A 19,245-nucleotide genomic window follows, 5' to 3' on the forward strand; every position below is an offset into this window, starting at 1 on the left:
GCGAGAGGAGGCGGCATGAGCGAGACCCAGCCATCCGGTGGCTTCCGCACGCTCCTGCCCTTCCTCTTCTCGCGTTCGCACCGCGCCGGCGCGGTGGACGAGCTCATCCGCACGGTGAAGTCGCAGCATCCGAAGGCCGACACCGGGCTCATCCAGCGCGCGTACATCGTCGCCGAGGAGGCCCACAAGGGCCAGTACCGCAAGTCGGGCGAGCCCTACATCACCCACCCGGTCGCGGTCGCGCAGATCCTCGCCGACCTCGGCATCGGCGCGATCACGGTCGCGGCGGCGCTGCTGCACGACACGGTCGAGGACACGACCTACACGCTCGAGCAGTGCCGGGCCGACTTCGGCGACGAGATCGCGATGCTCGTCGACGGCGTCACGAAGCTCGACAAGCTCAAGTACGGCCAGAGCGCGCAGGCCGAGACGGTGCGCAAGATGGTGGTCGCGATGTCGCAGGACATCCGCGTGCTCGTCATCAAGCTCGCCGACCGGCTGCACAACGCGCGCACCTGGGGCTTCGTGTCGGACGAGTCGGCGCAGCGCAAGGCGCGCGAGACGATCGAGATCTACGCGCCGCTCGCGCACCGGCTCGGTATCCAGACGATCAAGGTCGAGCTCGAGGACCTCTCGTTCGCGGTGCTGCAGCCGAAGGTCTACCTCGAGATCAAGAACCTCGTCGAGGCGCGCGCGCCCGAGCGCGAGCGCTACCTCGACGACGTCGTGGCCGGCCTCACCGAGGACATGAAGGCCGCGAAGATCCGCGGCCGCATCGCCGGTCGGCCGAAGCAGTACTACTCCATCTACAACAAGATGCAGCTGCGCGGCCACGACTTCGCCGACATCTACGACCTCGTCGGCGTGCGCGTCATCGTGCCGAGCGTGCGCGACTGCTACGCGGTGCTCGGCGCGATCCACGCGCGCTGGCAGCCGATGCCCGGTCGCCTCAAGGACTACATCGCGACCCCGAAGTTCAACCTCTACCAGTCGCTGCACACGACGGTGATCGGCCCGCGCGGCCACCACGTCGAGATCCAGATCCGCACCGAGGAGATGCACCGTCGCGCCGAGTACGGCGTCGCGGCGCACTGGAAGTACAAGCAGGGCGGCGGCGCGATGTCGTCGACCGACATGGCGTGGCTCGCGCACATCAACGACTGGCAGGAGGAGACGACCGACCCGGGCGAGTTCCTCGACTCCCTGCGCTTCGAGATCGGCGCGAAGGAGCTCTACGTCTTCACGCCCAAGGGCAAGGTCATCGGCCTGCCCGCAGGCGCGACGCCCGTCGACTTCGCCTACGCGGTGCACACCGAGGTCGGCCACCGCACGATGGGCGCGAAGGTCAACGGCCGGCTCGTGCCGCTCGACACGAGGCTCACCACGGGCGACATCGTCGAGGTGCTGACGTCGAAGAACCCGGATGCCGGGCCCAGCCAGGACTGGCAGGGCTTCGTCACGTCGCCCCGCGCGCGCAGCAAGATCCGCCAGTGGTTCCAGCGCGAGCGCCGCGACGAGGCGGTCGAGGTCGGCAAGGAGGCGATCGCCAAGGCGATGCGCCGACATGACCTGCCGCTGCAGAAGCTCATGGGGCGGGATGCGTTCGCGCAGGTCGCCGCGCAGCTGAAGTACGACGACGTCACCGGCCTCTACGCGGCGGTGGGCGAGGGCCACGTCTCCACGCAGTCGGTGCTCGAGAAGGTCGTCGCCGCGATCCGCGCCGACGAGGGCGGGGCCGACGACGAGCCGCAGGCCGCGCTGCCCACCCGCACGGCCACGCGCGTGTCGACGAGCTCGTCGGGCGTGCTCGTGCGCGGCGCCGACGACATCCTCGTCAAGCTCTCGAAGTGCTGCACGCCCGTGCCCGGCGACGAGATCGTCGGGTTCGTCACGCGCGGCCAGGGCGTGAGCGTGCACCAGCGCTCGTGCCCGAACGTGCAGGGGCTCCTCGCCGAGCCCGAGCGCATGATCGAGGTCGAGTGGGCGCCGACGTCGAAGGGCCTCTTCCTCGTCAACATCCAGGTCGAGGCGCTCGACCGCTCGGGCCTGCTGAGCGACATCACCCGGGTGCTCACCGAGCACCACGTCAACATCCTCTCGGCGAGCGTGCACACCGGCACCGACCGGCTCGCGCTCAGCCGCTTCGCCTTCGAGATGGGCGACGTGACGCACCTCGACCACGTGCTGAACGCGGTCCGCCGCATCGACGGCGTCTACGACGTCTACCGGATCACCACCGGCTGATCCCAGCGGACGACCGACCCACCGACGACGAAGGGGCCCGCGCATCGCGCGGGCCCCTTCGTCGTGGGAGCGGGTCAGCCTGCGGCTGCCACGACCTCGAGCCAGGAGCGCTTCGTCGCGAGCTCGACCTCGAGCTCGGCGCGCTGCTTCGGGTCGGTGGCCGCGGCGATCTCACCCTCGAGCTTCTCGATGGCGTCCTCGAGCTGCCCGGCGAGCCCCTCGGAGCGCGCCTTGCGCTCGGGGTTCGACGACTTCCAGTGCTGCTCGTCGAGCTCGCGCACGTGCGTCTCGATGGCGCGCATGCGGTCCTCGACCTCGCGCAGCGCCTCGCGTGGCACGCGGCCGAGCTCGTCCCAGCGGCGCTGGATGGGCAGCAGCGCCTCGCGGGCGGCGGCGCGGTCCTTGATCTGCAGGATCGGAGCGGCCTCCTCGAGGAGCGCGCGCTTCGCCTCCAGGTTGGCGGTGTACTCCTCGTTCTCGACGGACGACTGCTCGGCCTTCGCCGCGAAGAGGACGTCGCCGGCCTCCTTGAACTGCGCCCAGAGCGCGTCGTCGATCTTGCGGCCGGCGCGGCCGGCGCCCTTCCACTCGTCGAGCAGCGACCGGTAGGCGGGGATGCCGTCGACGCCCTTGGGCGCGAGCGCCTGCGCACGCTCGACGAGCGCCTGCTTGCGGGCGCGGACGTCCTTGTGCGAGGCGTCCAGGTCGGCGAAGAAGCGGCGGCGCGCGCCCTCGAGCGTCGCACGGGCGTCGCGGAAGCGCTTCCAGAGCGCATCCGCCTGGCCCTTCGAGAGGCGGGGGCCGTCCTTCTGCAGGCGCTGCCACTCGGCGAAGAGCTCGTCGACGCGCTGCATCGTCTGCTTCCACTGCACGTTCTCGAGGTCGGCCGAGGCGAGCTGCTCGATCGACTCGACGACGCGCGTGCGCTCGGCGATCGCCGCGTCGACCTCGGCGCGGCTCGCGGCCTGCTGCTTGGCCTCGAGCTGGCCGAGCTCGCCGCGCAGCGCGTCGAGGCGGGTGAGCAGCGACGGGACGTCGCCGACGGCGTTCGCCTCCTGCACGGTCGTGTGCAGGTGCGACGCGGCCTTCGCCACGTCGCGCGCGCTGGCGCCGCCGCGGATGCGCTGCTCGAGCAGGCGCACCTGGCCCTCGAGGTCGGCGAACTTGCGCTCGAAGTACGCGAGCGCCTCCGTGGCCTCGACGTCGGGGAACTGGCCGACCACGCGCCAGCGCTCGCCCTCCTTGACCGCGACGGTGCCGGTCGCGTCGACCCGGCCGAGGCCTCGCTCGATGACGGGCTCGCCCATCTCGGGCTCGGGAGCGGGTGCCGGCTCGGCCTCCGGCGCTGCCTGCTCCGACGTCGCCTCGCCGGGCTGCTCGGACGGCTGCTCGGACAGCTCGACGGGCGCCTCGTCAGCAGCGAGCTCTGCGACGGCCTGCTCGACGGGGATGCCGGTGGCGGCGTCGGCGGCAGCGGTCAGCTCGGCTGCGGAGAGCTCGGCGTCATCGGCCGGGACGTCAGCCTCGGCGGGCTGCGCTGCGGCATCCGGCTCGGCGGGAGCCTCGTCTGCGGGGGCCTCGGGCGCAGCGTCGGCGCTGGCCTCGGCGACCTCGGACGCGCTGGCATCCTCGATCGGGGCGTCCTGCACGGACTCCTCCGAGTTCTCGGAGTCGGTGGGCTGGATGGGCTCGGGCATGGAGGAGTCTCTCGTACGAGGGAACGGGCAGGGAGAGCCTAGCGCGGTGGAGCCGGCGCCGGACCCGCTACTGCAGGACGAAGTCGTCGATCGCGACGGGCTCCGCGGGCGGTCCGTCGGTGACGCCGCCCTCGGTGCCGAGCGAGATCACGTCGGCGGTCAGCTGGTCGAGACCGGAGGTGACGCGGCCGATCACGCTGTACCCGCCGGCGCTGTCGGAGGGGATCGTGGTGTCGCCGTAGACGATGAAGAACTGGTGGCCGTTCGACTCGGCGTTGTTGCCCTGGCGCGCCATGGCGATGGTGCCCTCGGCGTAGACGTCGTCGGCCGGGGCGTTCTCGATCGGGCCGTACATGTAGGAGGGGTCGCCGCCGCCCTGGCCGTCGGTCGAGCCGCACTGCAGCACGCTGAAGCCCTCGCTCGTCGTGAGCCGGTGGCACGTCTTGCCGTCGTAGTAGTCGCCCTGCGTGTCGGCGAGCACCGCGGAGACCGCCTGCGGCGCGGCGGCGCCGTCGAGCTCGACACCGAGCTCGATGCCGTTGATCGTCAGCGCGCCCGTCCACGTGCGGCCCTCGGCGAGCGAGGGGTCGGGCACGGTCGACTCGGCGGCCGTCGTCTCGGTGGGCGAGGGCGGCGCGGTCGCCGCGGGGTCGGCCGGCGGCTGCACGGTCGAGAGCAGCGCGGTGCCGCCCGCGAGCACGACGAGCGCGAGCGCGCCACCGATGATGGAGTCGCGGCGCTGGCGGCGCTGCCGGCGCTGGTGCACCGTCTGCCGTGCGCGATAGTCGCGCACGCGGCGCTCCTGCTCCTGCTTCGTGACCACGGATTCTCCTCGCATGTCTGCCGCGCGCTGCGTGCCACATCCGGGCTGTCGCGCGACCGCGGATCAGGCTACCGCCTCGCGTCGGCGCCTCCGGGCAGCGTGCGCCTCAGTGCGCGGCCCGGTGCGCGCCGAGCGCGAAGCACCCGGACGCGGCCCCGTGCCGCGGACGGCGGCAGGTGGGCGTGCCCGCGCAAGGGGGCCCGGCCGCGCCACCTGTCGAGGGCGGCACCACCCATCGCGGGCAGGACCACCCGCCGGGCCTGTGGGCGGCGCCGCCTAGCATGGAGGCATGGCCAGGGGGACGACAGCGCCGCTCGCGGTGCGCATGCGCCCCACGAGCCTCGACGAGGTCGTCGGGCAGCGGCACCTGCTCGGCCCCGGCTCGCCGCTGCGCCGCCTGGCCGGATCGAGCTCCGCCGCGAGCGGACAGAGCGTCATCCTGTGGGGACCGCCCGGCACCGGCAAGACCACGCTCGCCCAGTCGATCGCGCACTCGTCCGACCGCCGCTTCGTCGAGCTGAGCGCCGTGACCGCCGGCGTGAAGGACGTGCGGCAGGTGATGGAGGAGTCGCTCGCGGAGCGCGACCTCTTCGCACGCTCGACCGTGCTGTTCCTCGACGAGATCCACCGCTTCACCAAGGCGCAGCAGGACGCGCTGCTGCCGGGCGTCGAGCAGGGGTGGGTCACGCTCATCGCCGCGACGACCGAGAACCCGTCGTTCAGCGTCGTGAGCCCGCTGCTGTCGCGCTCGCTGCTGCTCACGCTCGAGCCCCTGGGCGACGACGACATCGCCGAGCTCATCGCGCGCGCCATAGCCGACCCGCGCGGCTTCGACGGGCGCGTCGAGCTCGACGACGACGCCCGGGCGCAGCTCATCCGGCTCTCCTCCGGCGACGCGCGACGAGCGCTCACCGCGCTGGAGGCAGCAGGCGAGCACGCGCTCGAGGCGGCGGGCGATGCCGACGGGCCAGCCCTGATCACGGCGGATGCGGTGGCGAGCGCCGTCGATCGCGCGCTGCTGCGCTACGACCGGCAGGGCGACGAGCACTACGACGTCATCTCGGCGTTCATCAAGTCGGTGCGCGGCTCCGACCCCGACGCGGCGCTCCACTACCTCGCGCGCATGATCGAGGCGGGGGAGGACCCGCGCTTCATCGCCCGCCGCATCATCGTGCTCGCGAGCGAGGACATCGGCATGGCCGATCCGCAGGGGCTCGTCATCGCCACGGCCGCGGCGACCGCGGTGCAGATGATCGGCATGCCGGAGGGGCGCATCCCGCTCGCCGAGGCCGTCGTCTACCTCGCGACGGCACCGAAGTCGAACCGCTCCTACGTCGGCATCGACCGGGCGATCGCCGATGTGCTCGGCGGCGACTTCGGCCGCGTGCCCAACCACCTGCGCGACGCGCACTACGCCGGCGCCAAGCGGCTCGGCCACGGCAAGGGCTACCGCTACGCCCACGACGCGCCGCACGGCGTCGCCACGCAGCAGCACCTGCCCGACCCGCTCATCGGACGCCGCTACTACGAGCCGAGCCAGCACGGGTTCGAGCGCGACATCGCGGCGCGGCTCGAGCGCATCCGCCGGATCCTGGCAGGCGACGCCTGATCTGGTAGCCTGGTCGCTGGTCCACCGGCCGGCATCGCCGCGCCACCCGGGCCCGCCCCCCTCCTTAAGTCCTGGCACTGTGCCGGGACAGCCGCTCGCGCGGCAGCGACTCAGCGAAGGAAGTCATGTCCACGAAGTCCCGTACCCGTTCGAAGACGCGCCTCTCGCGCGCCCTCGGCATCGCCCTCACCCCGAAGGCGGCGCGCTACCTCGAGAAGCGCCCCTACGGCCCCGGCCAGCACGGCCGCACCAAGCGCAAGGCTGACAGCGACTACGCCGTCCGCCTCCGCGAGAAGCAGCGCCTGCGCGCCCAGTACGGCATCCGCGAGGCGCAGCTGCGCACCACGTTCAACGAGGCCCGTCGCCAGTCCGGCCTGACGGGTGAGAACCTCGTCGAGCTGCTCGAGATGCGCCTCGACGCCCTCGTGCTCCGCTCGGGCTTCGCCCGCACGATGTCGCAGGCCCGCCAGATGGTCGTGCACCGCCACATCATGGTCGACGGCCAGCGCGTCGACCGCCCCTCCTTCCGCGTCAAGGAGGGCCAGACGATCCACGTCCACGAGCGCTCGTCCGGCATGGAGCCCTTCCAGGTCGCGGCCGCCGGCGGTCACGCCGGTGTGCTCCCGCCCGTCCCGCCGTACCTCGACGTGCAGCTCGACCGCCTGCAGGCGCGCCTCGTGCGCCGCCCGAAGCGCGCAGAGGTGCCCGTCGTCGCCGAGGTCCAGCTCGTCGTCGAGTACTACGCCGCGCGCTGATCCCAGCGTCGCACGAGAGGGGTCGCCGGAAGGCGACCCCTCTCGTCGTTAGACTGTCGAAGCCCCGGAGCCGACCGGTCCGGGGGAGAGCGTGACACGAGGAGACCCCGCTGTGAAGAAGCTCCTGTTCCTGGCCATCGGCGTCGTCATCGGCGTCTTCGCCGCCCGCCGCATCGAGGAGACCGAGAAGGGCAAGGCGCTGCTCGACAACGTCGACGCCCGCAGCCGCGAGTTCACCGACGCGGTCAAGGACGGCTACCAGGCTCGCGACCGCGAGCTGCGAGGCGAGTGACGAGACCCGTCCCGAGCCCGGGCGCGATGCGCCCGGGCTCGTCATGCCGCCACCCGGCACGCCCCCATCCGTTCCGCCCCCTTCCGTCAGGCCCACAGCGGGCTGGAGAGACCTGACCCCCATGCAGACCGCAGACATCCACAGCCGCTTCCTGAGCTACTTCGAGCGCCGCGACCACCAGATCGTGCCCTCGGCATCGCTCGTGAGCGACGACCCGGCGATCATGTTCACGATCGCCGGCATGGTGCCGTTCATCCCGTACCTCTCGGGCCGGGTGCCCGCGCCGTGGCCGCGCGCCGCGGACGTGCAGAAGTGCATCCGCACGAACGACATCGAGGAGGTCGGCCGCACGCCGCGCCACGGCACGTTCTTCCAGATGGCGGGCAACTGGTCGTTCGGCGACTACTTCAAGCGCGAGGCGATCGGGTACGCGTGGGAGCTGCTCACCGGCTCCGAGGCCGACGGCCACTTCGGGTTCGACCCGCAGCGGCTCTGGGTCACCGTCTTCACGACCGATGACGAGGCAGAGCGCCTCTGGCTCGAGACGACCGACATCTCGGCCTCGCGCATCCAGCGCCTCGGCCTCGAGGACAACTACTGGATGACCGGGCAGCCCGGCCCCGCCGGCCCCGACTCCGAGATCTTCTACGACCTCGGCGCCGAGTACGGCCCCGAGGGCGGTCCGGCGACCGGCAGCGACCGCTACGTCGAGATCTGGAACCTCGTCTTCATGCAGGACGAGATCGCCGACGTGCGCTCGAAGACCGAGTTCACGATCGTGCGCGAGCTGCCGAGCAAGAACATCGACACCGGCATGGGGCTCGAGCGCATCGCCTTCCTCAAGCAGGGCGTGCAGAACATGTACGAGATCGACCAGGTGCGCCCGGTGCTCGACCTCGCGAGCGAGCTCTCCGGCCGCCGCTACGGCGCCGTCCACGAGGACGACGTGCGCATGCGCGTCATCGCCGACCACATCCGCTCATCGCTCATGCTCATGGGCGACGGCGTCACGCCCGGCAACGACGGCCGCGGGTACATCCTGCGCCGGCTCATGCGCCGCTCGATCCGCTCCATGCGGCTGCTCGGCGTGCAGGACGCGACGTTCCCGACGCTGTTCCGCGCGAGCCGCGACGCGATGGTCGCCGCCTACCCCGACCTCGAGCAGTCGTACCCGCGCATCGAGCGGATGGCCGTGGCCGAGGAGGAGACGTTCCGGTCGACCCTCGAGTCCGGCTCGACCGTGCTCGACGTCGCGATCGCCGACGTGCGGAAGGACGCCGGCAACGTCGTGCCCGGCAGGACCGCGTTCCTGCTGCACGACACCTACGGCTTCCCGATCGACCTGACGATGGAGATCGCGGAGGAGGCCGGCCTGCAGGTCGATCGCCCGACGTTCGAGACGCTCATGAGCGAGCAGCGCACGCGCGCCAAGGCCGACGCGAAGTCGCGCCGCCGCCAGCTCGCCGACCTCTCGGTCTACGCCGACCTGCGCGCGAAGGGCGAGACCGCGTTCCTCGGCTACGACGAGCTCGAGGCCGACGGCGAGGTGATCGGCATCATCGTCGACGGCGCGCAGGTGCAGACCGCGGGCGTGGGCCACGAGGCCGAGGTCGTGCTGACCGCCACCTCGCTCTACGCCGAGTCCGGCGGGCAGGACAGCGACCAGGGCCGCCTCGTCGGCCCCGGCTTCGAGGCCGACGTGCTCGACGTGCAGCGCCCCATCTCGGGGCTCGTGAGCCACACCGTGCGCGTCACCTCCGGCGAGATCGCCGTCGGCGACCTCGCGCACGCGGTCGTCGACCCGCTCTACCGCCGCTCCGCGAACCAGGCCCACTCGGCGACGCACGTCGTGCACGCGGCGCTGCGCCAGCTGCTCGGCCCGGATGCGCACCAGTCCGGCTCGTACAACAAGGCCGGCTACATGCGGCTCGACTTCTCCTGGTCCAGCGCGCTCTCGAGCGACATGCGCCAGGAGCTCGAGGGCATCGCCAACACCGCGATCCGCGACGACCTGCCGGTCGAGACGCGCGTCATGCCGATCGACGAGGCGCGCGCGCTCGGCGCGATGGCGCTGTTCGGCGAGAAGTACGGCGACCAGGTGCGCATGGTCGACATCGGCGGCCCCTGGTCGCGCGAGCTGTGCGGCGGCACGCACGTGGCCGCGTCGAGCCAGATCGGGCTCATCTCGATCACGAGCGAGTCGAGCGTCGGCTCGACCAACCGTCGCGTCGAGGCCGCGGTCGGTCCGGACGCGTTCCGGCAGCTCGTCGCGGAGCGCTCGCTCGTCAGCGAGCTCACGTCGATGCTGAAGACGCCCAAGGAGCAGCTGCCCGGCCGCATCCAGGAGCTCGTCGCGTCGCTCAAGACGGCCGAGAAGCGGATCGCGGAGTTCGAGTCGCAGCAGCTCGCCGGCCGCGTGCAGCCGATCGCCGACGCCGCAGAGCGGGTCGGGGCGGTGCGGTTCGCCGCGGTCGACCTCGGCGTGGTCGGGTCGGCCGACGACCTGCGGTCGCTCGCCGCGCAGGTGCGCGAGCGCCTCGGCAGCGAGGCGGCGGTCGTCGCGATCGGCGGCGCGGTCGACGGCAAGCCGGCGATCGTCGTGGCCACGAACCAGGCCGCGCGCGACGGCGGCGTCGTCGCGGGCCCGCTCGCGAAGGCGGCGGCCGGCGCGCTCGGTGGCGGCGGTGGCGGCAAGCCGGACATGGCGCAGGGCGGCGGCCAGGACGCGAGCGCGATGCCCGCGGCGATCGGCGCCGTGCGAGCAGGGCTCGACCGCTGAGCGGCACCGGCATGCGTCGCGGGGTGCGGATCGGCGTCGACGTCGGGCGCGCCCGCGTCGGCGTCGCGCGCTGCGACCGCGACGGCCTGCTCGCGACCCCGGTCGAGACGATCCAGCGCGCATCGACGGACGTCGTCGCACGCCTGCGCGAGATCGCCGAGGAGCTCAACGCGATCGAGGCGGTCGTGGGGCTGCCGATCTCGCTCTCCGGCGGCGACACCCCGAGCACCCAGGATGCGCGCGACATGGCCGCGCTGCTCGCCGCCGCGCTGCCCGTGCGGCTCGTGGACGAGCGGCTCTCGACCGTGACGGCCTCGGCCGGCATGCGCGCGGCCGGCAGGTCGAGCCGGCAGCAGCGCTCGAGCATCGACCAGGCGGCTGCGGTCGTCATCCTGCAGCACGCGCTCGACAGCGAGCGCACCGCCGGGCGGGCGCCCGGCGAGCTGCTGCCCAGCCGCGACGACGCGCAGGGCCACGACGACCGCGGCGAGGCCGCGACCCAGGAGGACTGAGATGGCTGGACGTCGCGCGCGAGAGCGCAAGCAGCGGGTCCGCAGGCGGCTGATCGGCGGCATCATCGCCCTCGTCGTGCTGGTGGGCGTCGGCATCGCGGCGGCGTGGGGCATCCCGCGCATCGCCGACCGCTTCAGCGGCCCCGAGGACTACCCGGGCCCCGGCACCGGCGAGGTCGTCGTGCAGGTGCAGTCGGGCGACAACGGCTACGACGTGGCCGCCACGCTGCTCGAGCAGGACGTCATCGCGAGCGCCGAGGCGTTCACCGACATCCTGGTCGCCGACTCGTCGATCCAGCTGCAGCCGGGCGCGTACCGGCTCATGCAGCAGATGTCGGCGCAGGGCGCGGTCGACGCCCTCATCGACCCCGCGAACAAGGTGGAGCTGCGCGTCACGGTGCCCGAGGGCTACACGCTGCCGCAGGTCTACGAGCGGCTCGAGCGCGACATCGGCATCCCGCAGGCCGAGTTCCTGCAGGCGGCCGGCGACCTCACGCAGTTCGCCCTGCCCGAGAACGCCATCTCGCTCGAGGGCTGGCTGTTCCCCGCGACCTACACGTTCGACGAGGGCGTCACCGCGGTCGACGTGCTGACGACGATGGTCGAGCGGCAGCGGGAGGCGCTCGAGTCCGCGGGCGTCGCGGAGGCCGACCAGGAGCGCGTGCTCATCATGGCGTCGCTCGTGCAGCGCGAGGCGCGGCTGCCGGACGACTTCGGCCGGGTCGCGCGGGTGTTCCAGAACCGCCTCGACGTGAACATGCCGCTGCAGTCCGACGCGACCGTCGCCTACGGCACCGGCAACCTCCACGTCGTCACCACGACGGCCGAGGAGCGCGCGGACGCGAGCAACCCGTACAACACGTACGCGAACCCGGGCCTGCCGGTCGGGCCGATCGGTGCCCCCGGCGACGCGGCCATCCAGGCGGCGCTCGCGCCGACCGAGGGCGCGTGGCTCTACTTCGTGACCGTGAACCCCGAGACCGGCGAGACCGTCTTCTCGGAGACGCTCGCCGAGCACGAGGTCGGCGTCGCGCAGTTCCAGCAGTTCCTGCGCGACAACCCGGGCTGGGGCGGCTGACGTGACGGCGGCCGGTGCGCGCCGGCTCGCCGTCGTCGGCTGGCCGGTCGAGCACTCGCTGTCGCCCGCGCTGCACGGCGCCGCGGCCCGCGAGCTCGGCCTCGACTGGGACTACGGCCGCAGCGCGGTCGAGCCCGGCGGGCTCCCGGCCTTCGTCGGCGCGCTCGGTCCCGAGTGGCTCGGCCTGTCGGTGACGGCGCCGCACAAGGACGCCGCCGCCGAGCTCGCGGACGAGCTCGATCCGCTCGCCCGCGCGACCGGCACGGTCAACACGCTGCTGCTCGGTGCGCCGACCCGCGGCCGGCGCGCGCTGCGGGGGTGGAGCACCGACGTCGGTGGCATCGTGCGGGCGTTCGCGGATGCGGGGCTCGCCCGGGCGGGCTCCGCCGCGATCGTGGGCGCGGGCGCCACGGCCCAGACCGCGCTCGTCGCGCTCGTCTTTATGGGCGTCGAGCGCGTGACCGTCGCGCTCCGCACCCCGGCGAAGGCGCAGCGGCTCCGCGAGCTCGCGGCGTCGCTCGGGGTCGCGCTCGAGGTGCAGGCGCTCGACGCGCCGCTGCCCGTCGTCGACGCGGGCGTCTCGACGCTGCCGGCCGCCGCCGACGCCGTGCCGACCTTCGCCGCACCCCCGACGCGCCTGCTCGACGCCGACTACGCGCGCCCGGCTGGCTCGCGGTACCTCGCGTCGCTGCCGCGCCTGCACGTGATCGACGGGCGCGAGATGCTGCTCGGCCAGGCGGTGCTGCAGGCGCGCATCTTCGCGCAGGGCGACGTCGACGCGCCGCTGCCCGACGAGCCGCGCGTGGTCGCGGCCATGCGCCGGGCGCTCGGTGCGAGCGCGACCGGTCCTCGGGCATCCGGGACTCTGGAAGAATCATGAGCATGCTGCGCTGGCTCACCGCTGGGGAATCCCACGGCCCCGAACTGCTCGCCCTCCTCGAGGGGCTGCCCGCGGGCGTGCCCATCACCGCGGAGCAGATCCAGGCCGACCTGCAGCGCCGCAAGCTCGGCGCCGGTCGCGGCGCCCGGATGAAGTTCGAGCAGGACGCGCTGTCGATCTCCGGCGGCGTGCGCCACGGCAGCACCCAGGGCGGCCCGATCGCGCTGCGCATCGGCAACACCGAGTGGCCGAAGTGGACCGAGGTCATGGGCGCGGCACCGCTCGAGGAGGAGCTCACCGGTGCGCGCGCCGCGAAGCTCACCCGCCCGCGTCCCGGCCACGCCGACCTCGTCGGCATGCAGAAGCACGGCTTCGACGAGGCGCGCCCGGTGCTCGAGCGCGCGAGCGCCCGCGAGACCGCGGCCCGCGTCGCGCTCGGTGCCGTCGCCCGGGCCTTCCTCGGCGAGCTGGGCGTGCGGCTCGTGAGCCACACCCTCTCGATCGGGCCGGTGCGCGTGCCCGACGGTGCCGCGCTGCCCGCGCCCGACGACGTCGACCTCCTCGACGCCGACGAGCTGCGCTGCTTCGACGCCGCGACGAGCGCCGCGATGCTCGCGGAGGTCGAGGATGCCCGCCGCGCCGGCGACACGCTTGGCGGCATCGTCGAGGTGCTCGCCTACGGCCTGCCGCCGGGGCTCGGCTCCTACGTGCACTGGGACCGCAGGCTCGACGGCCGGCTCGCCCAGGCGCTCATGAGCATCCAGGCCATCAAGGGCGTCGAGGTCGGCGACGGCTTCGAGACCACGCGACGCCGGGGGAGCGTCGCGCACGACGAGCTCATCGTCGGCAAGGGCGGCGTGCACCGCGAGACCGGCAGGGCGGGCGGCATCGAGGGCGGCATGACCACCGGCGACCCGCTGCGGGTGCGCGCCGGCATGAAGCCGATCGCGACGGTGCCGCGCGCGCTGCGCACCGTCGACGTGTCCACCGGCGAGGCCGCCCAGGCGCACCACCAGCGCAGCGACGTGTGCGCCGTGCCCGCCGCCGGCGTCGTCGCCGAGGCGATGGTCGCGCTCGTGCTCGCCGACGCGATGGTCGAGAAGTTCGGCGGCGACTCGGTCGCCGAGACGCGCAGGAACCTCGACGCCTATCTCGCCGCGATCCCCGAGCAGCTGCGCACCACCTCGTGACCGCCGACCGGGCGGGCGAGGCCGGCGCCGGTCCGCGCCCGGGCGACGAGGCGGGCACGGTGCCGCCGATCGCGCTCATCGGGCCGATGGCGGCGGGCAAGTCGTCGCTCGGCCGCAAGCTCGCCGCCCGGCTGGGGCGCACCTTCGCCGACACCGACCGGCTCGTCGTGCTCGAGCACGGGCCGATCCCCGAGCTGTTCGCCGCGCACGGCGAGCCCGCCTTCCGTCGCTGGGAGGCGGATGCCGTGCGGCGCGCGCTCGTGCCCGGTTCGGTCGTCGCCCTCGGCGGCGGCGCCGTGCTCGACGAGCACACCCGGGCGCTCCTCGCGCACGCGACGGTCGTGCTCGTCACCGTCGACGAGCAGACCGCCGAGCGGCGCATCAGCGGCGGTGGCCGGCCGCTCGTCGCCGACGGCATCGCGTCGTGGCGGCGCATCGCCGCCGAGCGGGACCCGATCTACCGCGAGCTCGCGGACACCGTCGTCGACTCGTCGAGGACGCCGATGGCCCAGCTGGTCGATCGGCTCGAGGCCTGGCTCGCGGAGCGCGGGCTGTGACACTCCAGAGGGGGAGCGCATGACCACCATCCGCGTCGAGACCGAGGCGCCCTACGACGTCCACGTCGGCAGGGGCATCCTGGTCGACCGCATCCGCGAGTCGCTCGGCGACGCGACGCGGCTGCTCGTCGTGCACCAGCCGGCGATGAGCCGCATCGCGGAGCACCTCAAGGCCGAGCTCGACGTCGAGGTGCTGCTCGCGGAGGTGCCCGATGCGGAGGCGGCGAAGCGCATCGAGGTCGCGCAGTTCCTCTGGCAGATCATGGGGCAGGCGGAGTTCACCCGCACCGACGCGGTGGTCGGGCTCGGCGGCGGCGCGGTCACCGACCTCGCCGGCTTCGTCGCCGCGACGTGGCTGCGCGGCGTGCGCGTGATCCAGGCGCCGACGAGCGTGCTCGGCATCGTCGACGCCGCCGTCGGCGGCAAGACCGGCATCAACACCGAGCAGGGCAAGAACCTCGTCGGGGCGTTCCACCACCCGGCGACGGTCGTCGCCGACCTCGAGCTCGTCGACTCGCTGCCGCGCAACGAGCTGCTGACGGGCTTCGCGGAGGTCGTGAAGGCCGGGTTCATCGCCGACCCGCGGATCCTCGAGCTGCTCGAGGGCTCGCTCGACGCGACGACCGACCCGTCGACGCCGGAGTTCCAGGAGGCGATCGCGCGCGCGATCGAGGTCAAGGCGCGCGTCGTGGCGAACGACTTCCGCGAGCACGGCGAGCGCGAGTTCCTCAACTACGGGCACACGCTCGGCCACGCGATCGAGCACACCGAGCGCTACCGCTGGCGCCACGGCGCGGCCGTCGCGATCGGCATGGTCTTCGCTGCTGAGCTGTCGCGCCTCGCGGGGCGCCTGCCCGAGTCGGTCGTCGATCGGCACCGGGCGGTGCTCGAGTCGCTCGAGCTGCCGACGACATACCCTGTCGGCCGGTGGCAGACGGTGCTCGGCACGATGCGCAAGGACAAGAAGACGCGCGGCTCGATGCTGCGCTTCGTCGTGCTCGACGACGTCGCGCGGCCGCGCATCCTCGAGGGCCCGGACGACAGCCTGCTCTTCATGGCGTATCAGTCGCTCGCCGACTGACCCGCGCCCCGACCGCCGCCTTCCCCGCACGCGGAGTGGTCGCTCCCACGTGTGAGTGGTCACTCCGGCGTGTGAGTGGTCACTCCGACGCGTGAGTGGTCACTCCGACGCGTGAGTGGTCACTCCAGCGCGTGAGGGGTCAGGGACACGCGTGAACGGTCACTTCCGCGCGCCAGTGGTCACTTCCGCGTATGGATGCCCGGTGCCGCATCTGCGATTCCGGTGCGCGGGCGAGCGCGCATCCCGACTGACCACTCAGCGGCGGCAGTGACCAGTCAGCGAAGGAGGTGACCACTCAGGCGCGGGATTGACCACGCAACGGCTGGAGTGACCACTCAACGGCTGGAGTGACCACTCAGCGGTGGGAGTGACCAATCAGGCGCGGGAGTGACCACTCAGCGGTGGGATTGACCACTCAGGGGCGGGAGTGACCGCTCGGCGGCGGGAGTGACCGCTCGGCGGCGGGAGCGACCACTCGGGGGCGGGAGTGACCGCTCAGCGGCGGGGCGGGGGCGAGCGCTGCCACGGGAGGGCTGGCGGCGCGGGCGCGGGCGGTGCAGAATCCCTGCCATGGCACATGGCGACATCACCCATCTCGAGATCCCGGTCACCGACATGGCGCAGGCGACGCGCTTCTACGGCTCCGTGTTCGGCTGGCAGATCACCGAGTCGGAGGGCTACGAGGGCTACCCGATGTGGCAGGCGCCCAACGGCGTCTCCGGCGGCGCGCTCACGGCACGCGAGGACGGCTTCACGCAGCCGCGCTCGGTGATCGAGGTCGACTCGATCGACGAGGCCCTCGCCAAGGTCGAGGAGCTCGGCGGCACCGTCACGCTCCCGAAGGGCGAGGTCTCGCCGACGAGCTGGTGGGCGGTGTTCACCGACCCCGACGGCAACAGCATCGGCCTGTTCGAGGGCGAGATGTAGCGAGCCGCGCGGCACTGCGCGCCGGCGCCCATGCGGCAGGATGGCGGCATGCGCATCCTCGTCCTCAACGGACCCAACCTCGGCCGCCTCGGCACGCGAGAGCCCGACGTCTACGGCACCGCGACGCTCGCCGACATCGCGCCGCTCGTCGCGTCCGCCGGCACCGCGGACGCGCCGATCGAGGCCGACGTGCGGCAGACGGACGACGAGGCCGAGCTCGTCGGCTGGATCCACGAGGCCGTCGACGCGCGCACCCCGGTGATCCTCAACCCGGCGGCCTTCACGCACTACTCCTACGCGCTGCGGGATGCATGCGCGCAGCTGCAGGGCGTGGCGCCGCTCGTCGAGGTGCACATCTCGAACCCGCACGCGCGCGAGGTCTTCCGGCACACGTCCGTCGTCTCCGCCGTCGCGACCGGGGTCATCGCCGGGTTCGGGCTCGACGGCTACCGCCTGGCCGCGTCGGCGATCGCCGCCCGGTAGGATCATCTGTCGGTCCGATGAGGGCCGCGACGATCACGGAACGGAACACGCATGGCAACGACCAACGACATCAAGAACGGCGCGGTGCTCAACCTCGACGGCCAGCTCTGGAGCGTCGTCGAGTTCCAGCACGTCAAGCCCGGCAAGGGCGGCGCCTTCGTGCGCACGAAGCTCCGCAACGCGCGCAGCCAGAAGCTCGTCGACAAGACCTTCAACGCCGGCACGAAGGTGGAGTTCGCCACCGTCGACCGCCGCGACTACCAGTTCCTCTACAACGACGGCACCGACTTCGTGTTCATGGACAACGACACGTACGAGCAGCTGCCCGTCCCGGCCGACATCGTCGGCGACGGCGCGAAGTACCTGCTCGAGAACGGCACCGCCACCATCTCGATGCACGAGGGCGAGGCGCTGCAGGTCGAGCTGCCCGCATCCGTCGTGCTCGAGATCACCTACACCGAGCCGGGCCTGCAGGGCGACCGCTCGAGCGCAGGCACCAAGGCCGCCACGGTCGAGACCGGCGCCGAGATCCAGGTGCCGCTGTTCGTCGAGCAGGGCACGCGGGTCAAGGTCGACACGCGCGACGGCAGCTACCTCGGCCGCATCAGCTGACGTGGGCGAGGAGACTTACCCCGCCCGGCGGAAGGCGCGCAAGCACGCCGTCGAGGTGCTCTACTCCGCGCAGGCGAGGGGCGAGGCACCCGAGACGGTGCTCCGCGACACCGCCGACCGCCTCGGCTGGGCGACCCACGGATGGTTCCCCTTCGCCCGCGAGATCGTCGCGGGCGTCTCGGACGAGCTCGAGGGCGTCGACGAGCTGATCGCCTCGTCGAGCGCGAACTGGCCGATCGACCGCATGCCGCGCACGGATCTGGCGATCCTCCGCGTCGGCGTCTGGGAGCTCGAGCACGAGACCGCGCCCGCGAGCGTCGTGATCTCGGAGGCCGTGCACATCGCCAACGAGCTCTCGACCGAGCGCTCCGGCGCCTTCATCAACGGCGTGCTCGGCAAGATCGCGGCCTCGCGCGCCTAGCGCGCCGTCGTGGCCCGGGGCGGACCCCGCTCCGGGCGGCACTGGCGCGGCGCGCGGCGCGCGACCACGCTGGGGGCGTGAGCGAGCGCCTGGAGACGGACTGCGCCATCGTCGGCGGCGGCCCGGCCGGACTGATGCTGGCCCTGCTGCTCGCCCGGCGCGGCGTGCGCGTCGTCGTGCTCGAGCAGCACGGCGACTTCCTGCGCGACTTCCGCGGCGACACGATCCACCCCTCGACGCAGCAGGTGCTGCACGAGATCGGGCTGCTCGAGCGGTTCCTCGCCCTGCCGCACGCCGACATGCCACAGGTGTCGATGCGCTTCTCGGGACACCGGCTCGTGCTCGCCGACTTCACGCGGCTCCCGACCGCGCGGCGCTGCATCACGTTCATGCCGCAGTGGGACTTCCTCGACCTGCTCGCCGACGCCGGGCGCGCGCTGCCCGGCTTCGACGTGCGGATGCACCACACCGGCCGGGCGCTGCTGCGCGATGCCGGCCGCATCGCGGGTGTGCTCGCCGACGGCCCCGACGGCCCGGTCGAGGTGCGGGCGAGGCTCACGGTGCGCGCCGACGGCCGCGACTCCGCCCTCCGCGACGATGCGGGGCTCGTTCCGGTCGGTCCGCCCAGCGCGATCGACGTGCTCTGGTTCCGGCTGCCGCGGAGCGAGGGGGAGCGGGTGCCGTTCATGCAGATCGGCGACGGCGCGCTGCTCTCGATCGACCGCGGCCACTTCTTCCAGGCGGCGCACATCGTCCGGCGCGGCGCGTGGACGGGCGACGACGCGTCGCTCGTCGCGCTCCGCCGCCGGGTGGCGGCGCTCGAGCCCAGCTTCGCCGAGCGCGTCGCGCGGCTCGGAGCCTCGGACGTGCGCGTGCTGCAGGTGCGCATCGACCGGCTCGAGCGCTGGCATCGCGACGGGCTGCTCGCGATCGGCGACGCGGCGCACGCGATGTCGCCCGCGGGCGGGGTGGGCGTCAACCTCGCGATCCAGGACGCGGTCGCGGCGGCGAACGCGCTCGCACCGGGGCTCGCGAGCGGGCGGCCGACCGAGGCGCTGCTGCAGCGCATCCAGCGGCGGCGTGAGCCGCCCGCCCGCGCGACGCAGGCCTTCCAGCGGCGGCTCGAGACCGTGCTCGTGCGCATCGCGGAGCCGGGCGTGGAGGTGCCGGTGCCGCTGCCGCTCCGGGTCGTGCAGCGGCTGCCGGCGCTCCGGCACGCGATGGGCCGGTTCATCGGCATGGGCCTCCGCCCCGAGCACGTCGACGCCCCCTCGACCCCCGAGCGGCACCCGGCGACGCGGTAGG

18 protein-coding genes are annotated in these 19,245 nt (G+C 73.1%); 16 read left to right on the plus strand and 2 right to left on the minus strand.

What is annotated here, in order from left to right; all coding sequences use genetic code 11:
• The first annotated feature begins 15 nt into the window (after nucleotides 1-15).
• Nucleotides 16-2,244 (plus strand): RelA/SpoT family protein, encoded by a 2,229-nt coding sequence (locus ABIB37_RS11655; protein WP_123697996.1) that lies wholly within the window; start codon nucleotides 16-18, stop codon nucleotides 2,242-2,244.
• Between the two features lie 74 nt (nucleotides 2,245-2,318).
• Here the strand turns inward: ABIB37_RS11655 and ABIB37_RS11660 are convergent, their stop codons facing one another.
• Together ABIB37_RS11660 and ABIB37_RS11665 are read right to left on the minus strand one after the other, a co-directional pair.
• The gene (locus ABIB37_RS11660) at nucleotides 2,319-3,941 is read right to left on the minus strand and encodes a DUF349 domain-containing protein (protein WP_354260552.1); all 1,623 of its coding nucleotides are present in this window, start codon (nucleotides 3,939-3,941) and stop codon (nucleotides 2,319-2,321) included.
• 67 nt (nucleotides 3,942-4,008) lie between these two features.
• Entirely contained in the window at nucleotides 4,009-4,764 is a 756-nt protein-coding gene (locus ABIB37_RS11665) for a peptidylprolyl isomerase (RefSeq protein ID WP_354260554.1), read from the minus strand.
• Between the two features lie 289 nt (nucleotides 4,765-5,053).
• Between ABIB37_RS11665 and ABIB37_RS11670 the strand changes: the two genes are divergently transcribed.
• The 15 genes from ABIB37_RS11670 (at nucleotide 5,054) to ABIB37_RS11740 (ending at nucleotide 19,244) form a co-directional block, all read left to right on the plus strand.
• Nucleotides 5,054-6,373 carry a replication-associated recombination protein A gene (locus tag ABIB37_RS11670; RefSeq protein ID WP_354260556.1) on the plus strand — a complete coding sequence of 440 codons (1,320 nt, stop codon included), beginning with the start codon at nucleotides 5,054-5,056 and terminating at the stop codon, nucleotides 6,371-6,373.
• Between the two features lie 125 nt (nucleotides 6,374-6,498).
• Entirely contained in the window at nucleotides 6,499-7,128 is a 630-nt protein-coding gene (rpsD, locus tag ABIB37_RS11675) for a 30S ribosomal protein S4 (protein WP_123697993.1), read from the plus strand.
• 112 nt (nucleotides 7,129-7,240) lie between these two features.
• On the plus strand, nucleotides 7,241-7,420 hold the full coding sequence (locus ABIB37_RS11680; RefSeq protein WP_123697992.1) for a hypothetical protein: 180 nt from the start codon (nucleotides 7,241-7,243) through the stop codon (nucleotides 7,418-7,420).
• Nucleotides 7,421-7,541: 121 nt separating this feature from the next.
• Nucleotides 7,542-10,199 carry an alanine--tRNA ligase gene (gene alaS, locus ABIB37_RS11685; protein WP_354260559.1) on the plus strand — a complete coding sequence of 886 codons (2,658 nt, stop codon included), beginning with the start codon at nucleotides 7,542-7,544 and terminating at the stop codon, nucleotides 10,197-10,199.
• 11 nt (nucleotides 10,200-10,210) lie between these two features.
• Complete coding sequence (ruvX, locus tag ABIB37_RS11690; RefSeq protein WP_354260561.1) at nucleotides 10,211-10,711, plus strand: Holliday junction resolvase RuvX; 501 nt, start codon at nucleotides 10,211-10,213, stop codon at nucleotides 10,709-10,711.
• A gap of 1 nt (nucleotide 10,712) precedes the next feature.
• The gene (mltG, locus tag ABIB37_RS11695; RefSeq protein ID WP_354260563.1) at nucleotides 10,713-11,789 is read left to right on the plus strand and encodes an endolytic transglycosylase MltG; all 1,077 of its coding nucleotides are present in this window, start codon (nucleotides 10,713-10,715) and stop codon (nucleotides 11,787-11,789) included.
• A gap of 1 nt (nucleotide 11,790) precedes the next feature.
• Nucleotides 11,791-12,669, plus strand: a complete 879-nt coding sequence (locus ABIB37_RS11700; RefSeq protein ID WP_354260565.1) for a shikimate dehydrogenase — start codon at nucleotides 11,791-11,793, stop codon at nucleotides 12,667-12,669.
• Between the two features lie 2 nt (nucleotides 12,670-12,671).
• Entirely contained in the window at nucleotides 12,672-13,859 is a 1,188-nt protein-coding gene (gene aroC / locus ABIB37_RS11705; RefSeq protein WP_354260567.1) for a chorismate synthase, read from the plus strand.
• Complete coding sequence (locus ABIB37_RS11710; protein ID WP_354260569.1) at nucleotides 13,856-14,416, plus strand: shikimate kinase; 561 nt, start codon at nucleotides 13,856-13,858, stop codon at nucleotides 14,414-14,416. Before aroC ends, ABIB37_RS11710 begins: the two co-directional genes overlap by 4 nt.
• Before the next feature lie 19 nt (nucleotides 14,417-14,435).
• Entirely contained in the window at nucleotides 14,436-15,497 is a 1,062-nt protein-coding gene (gene aroB / locus ABIB37_RS11715) for a 3-dehydroquinate synthase (protein ID WP_354260571.1), read from the plus strand.
• Between the two features lie 570 nt (nucleotides 15,498-16,067).
• On the plus strand, nucleotides 16,068-16,424 hold the full coding sequence (locus ABIB37_RS11720) for a VOC family protein (protein WP_354260573.1): 357 nt from the start codon (nucleotides 16,068-16,070) through the stop codon (nucleotides 16,422-16,424).
• Nucleotides 16,425-16,472: 48 nt separating this feature from the next.
• A complete protein-coding gene (gene aroQ, locus ABIB37_RS11725; protein ID WP_354260575.1) occupies nucleotides 16,473-16,907 on the plus strand; it encodes a type II 3-dehydroquinate dehydratase in 435 nt (144 codons plus the stop codon).
• 51 nt (nucleotides 16,908-16,958) lie between these two features.
• Nucleotides 16,959-17,519: an elongation factor P gene (gene efp / locus ABIB37_RS11730; protein ID WP_123697983.1), complete on the plus strand. Its 561-nt coding sequence runs from the start codon at nucleotides 16,959-16,961 to the stop codon at nucleotides 17,517-17,519.
• A 1-nt stretch (nucleotide 17,520) separates the two neighbouring features.
• Nucleotides 17,521-17,940, plus strand: coding sequence for a transcription antitermination factor NusB (nusB, locus tag ABIB37_RS11735; protein WP_354260577.1), 420 nt, complete (start codon nucleotides 17,521-17,523; stop codon nucleotides 17,938-17,940).
• A 77-nt stretch (nucleotides 17,941-18,017) separates the two neighbouring features.
• Nucleotides 18,018-19,244, plus strand: coding sequence for an FAD-dependent oxidoreductase (locus tag ABIB37_RS11740; protein ID WP_354260579.1), 1,227 nt, complete (start codon nucleotides 18,018-18,020; stop codon nucleotides 19,242-19,244).
• The last annotated feature ends 1 nt before the right edge of the window (nucleotide 19,245 follow it).

The sequence above is a fragment of the Agrococcus sp. UYP10 genome (assembly GCF_040547205.1).
GTDB classification, from domain to species: domain Bacteria; phylum Actinomycetota; class Actinomycetes; order Actinomycetales; family Microbacteriaceae; genus Agrococcus; species Agrococcus jenensis.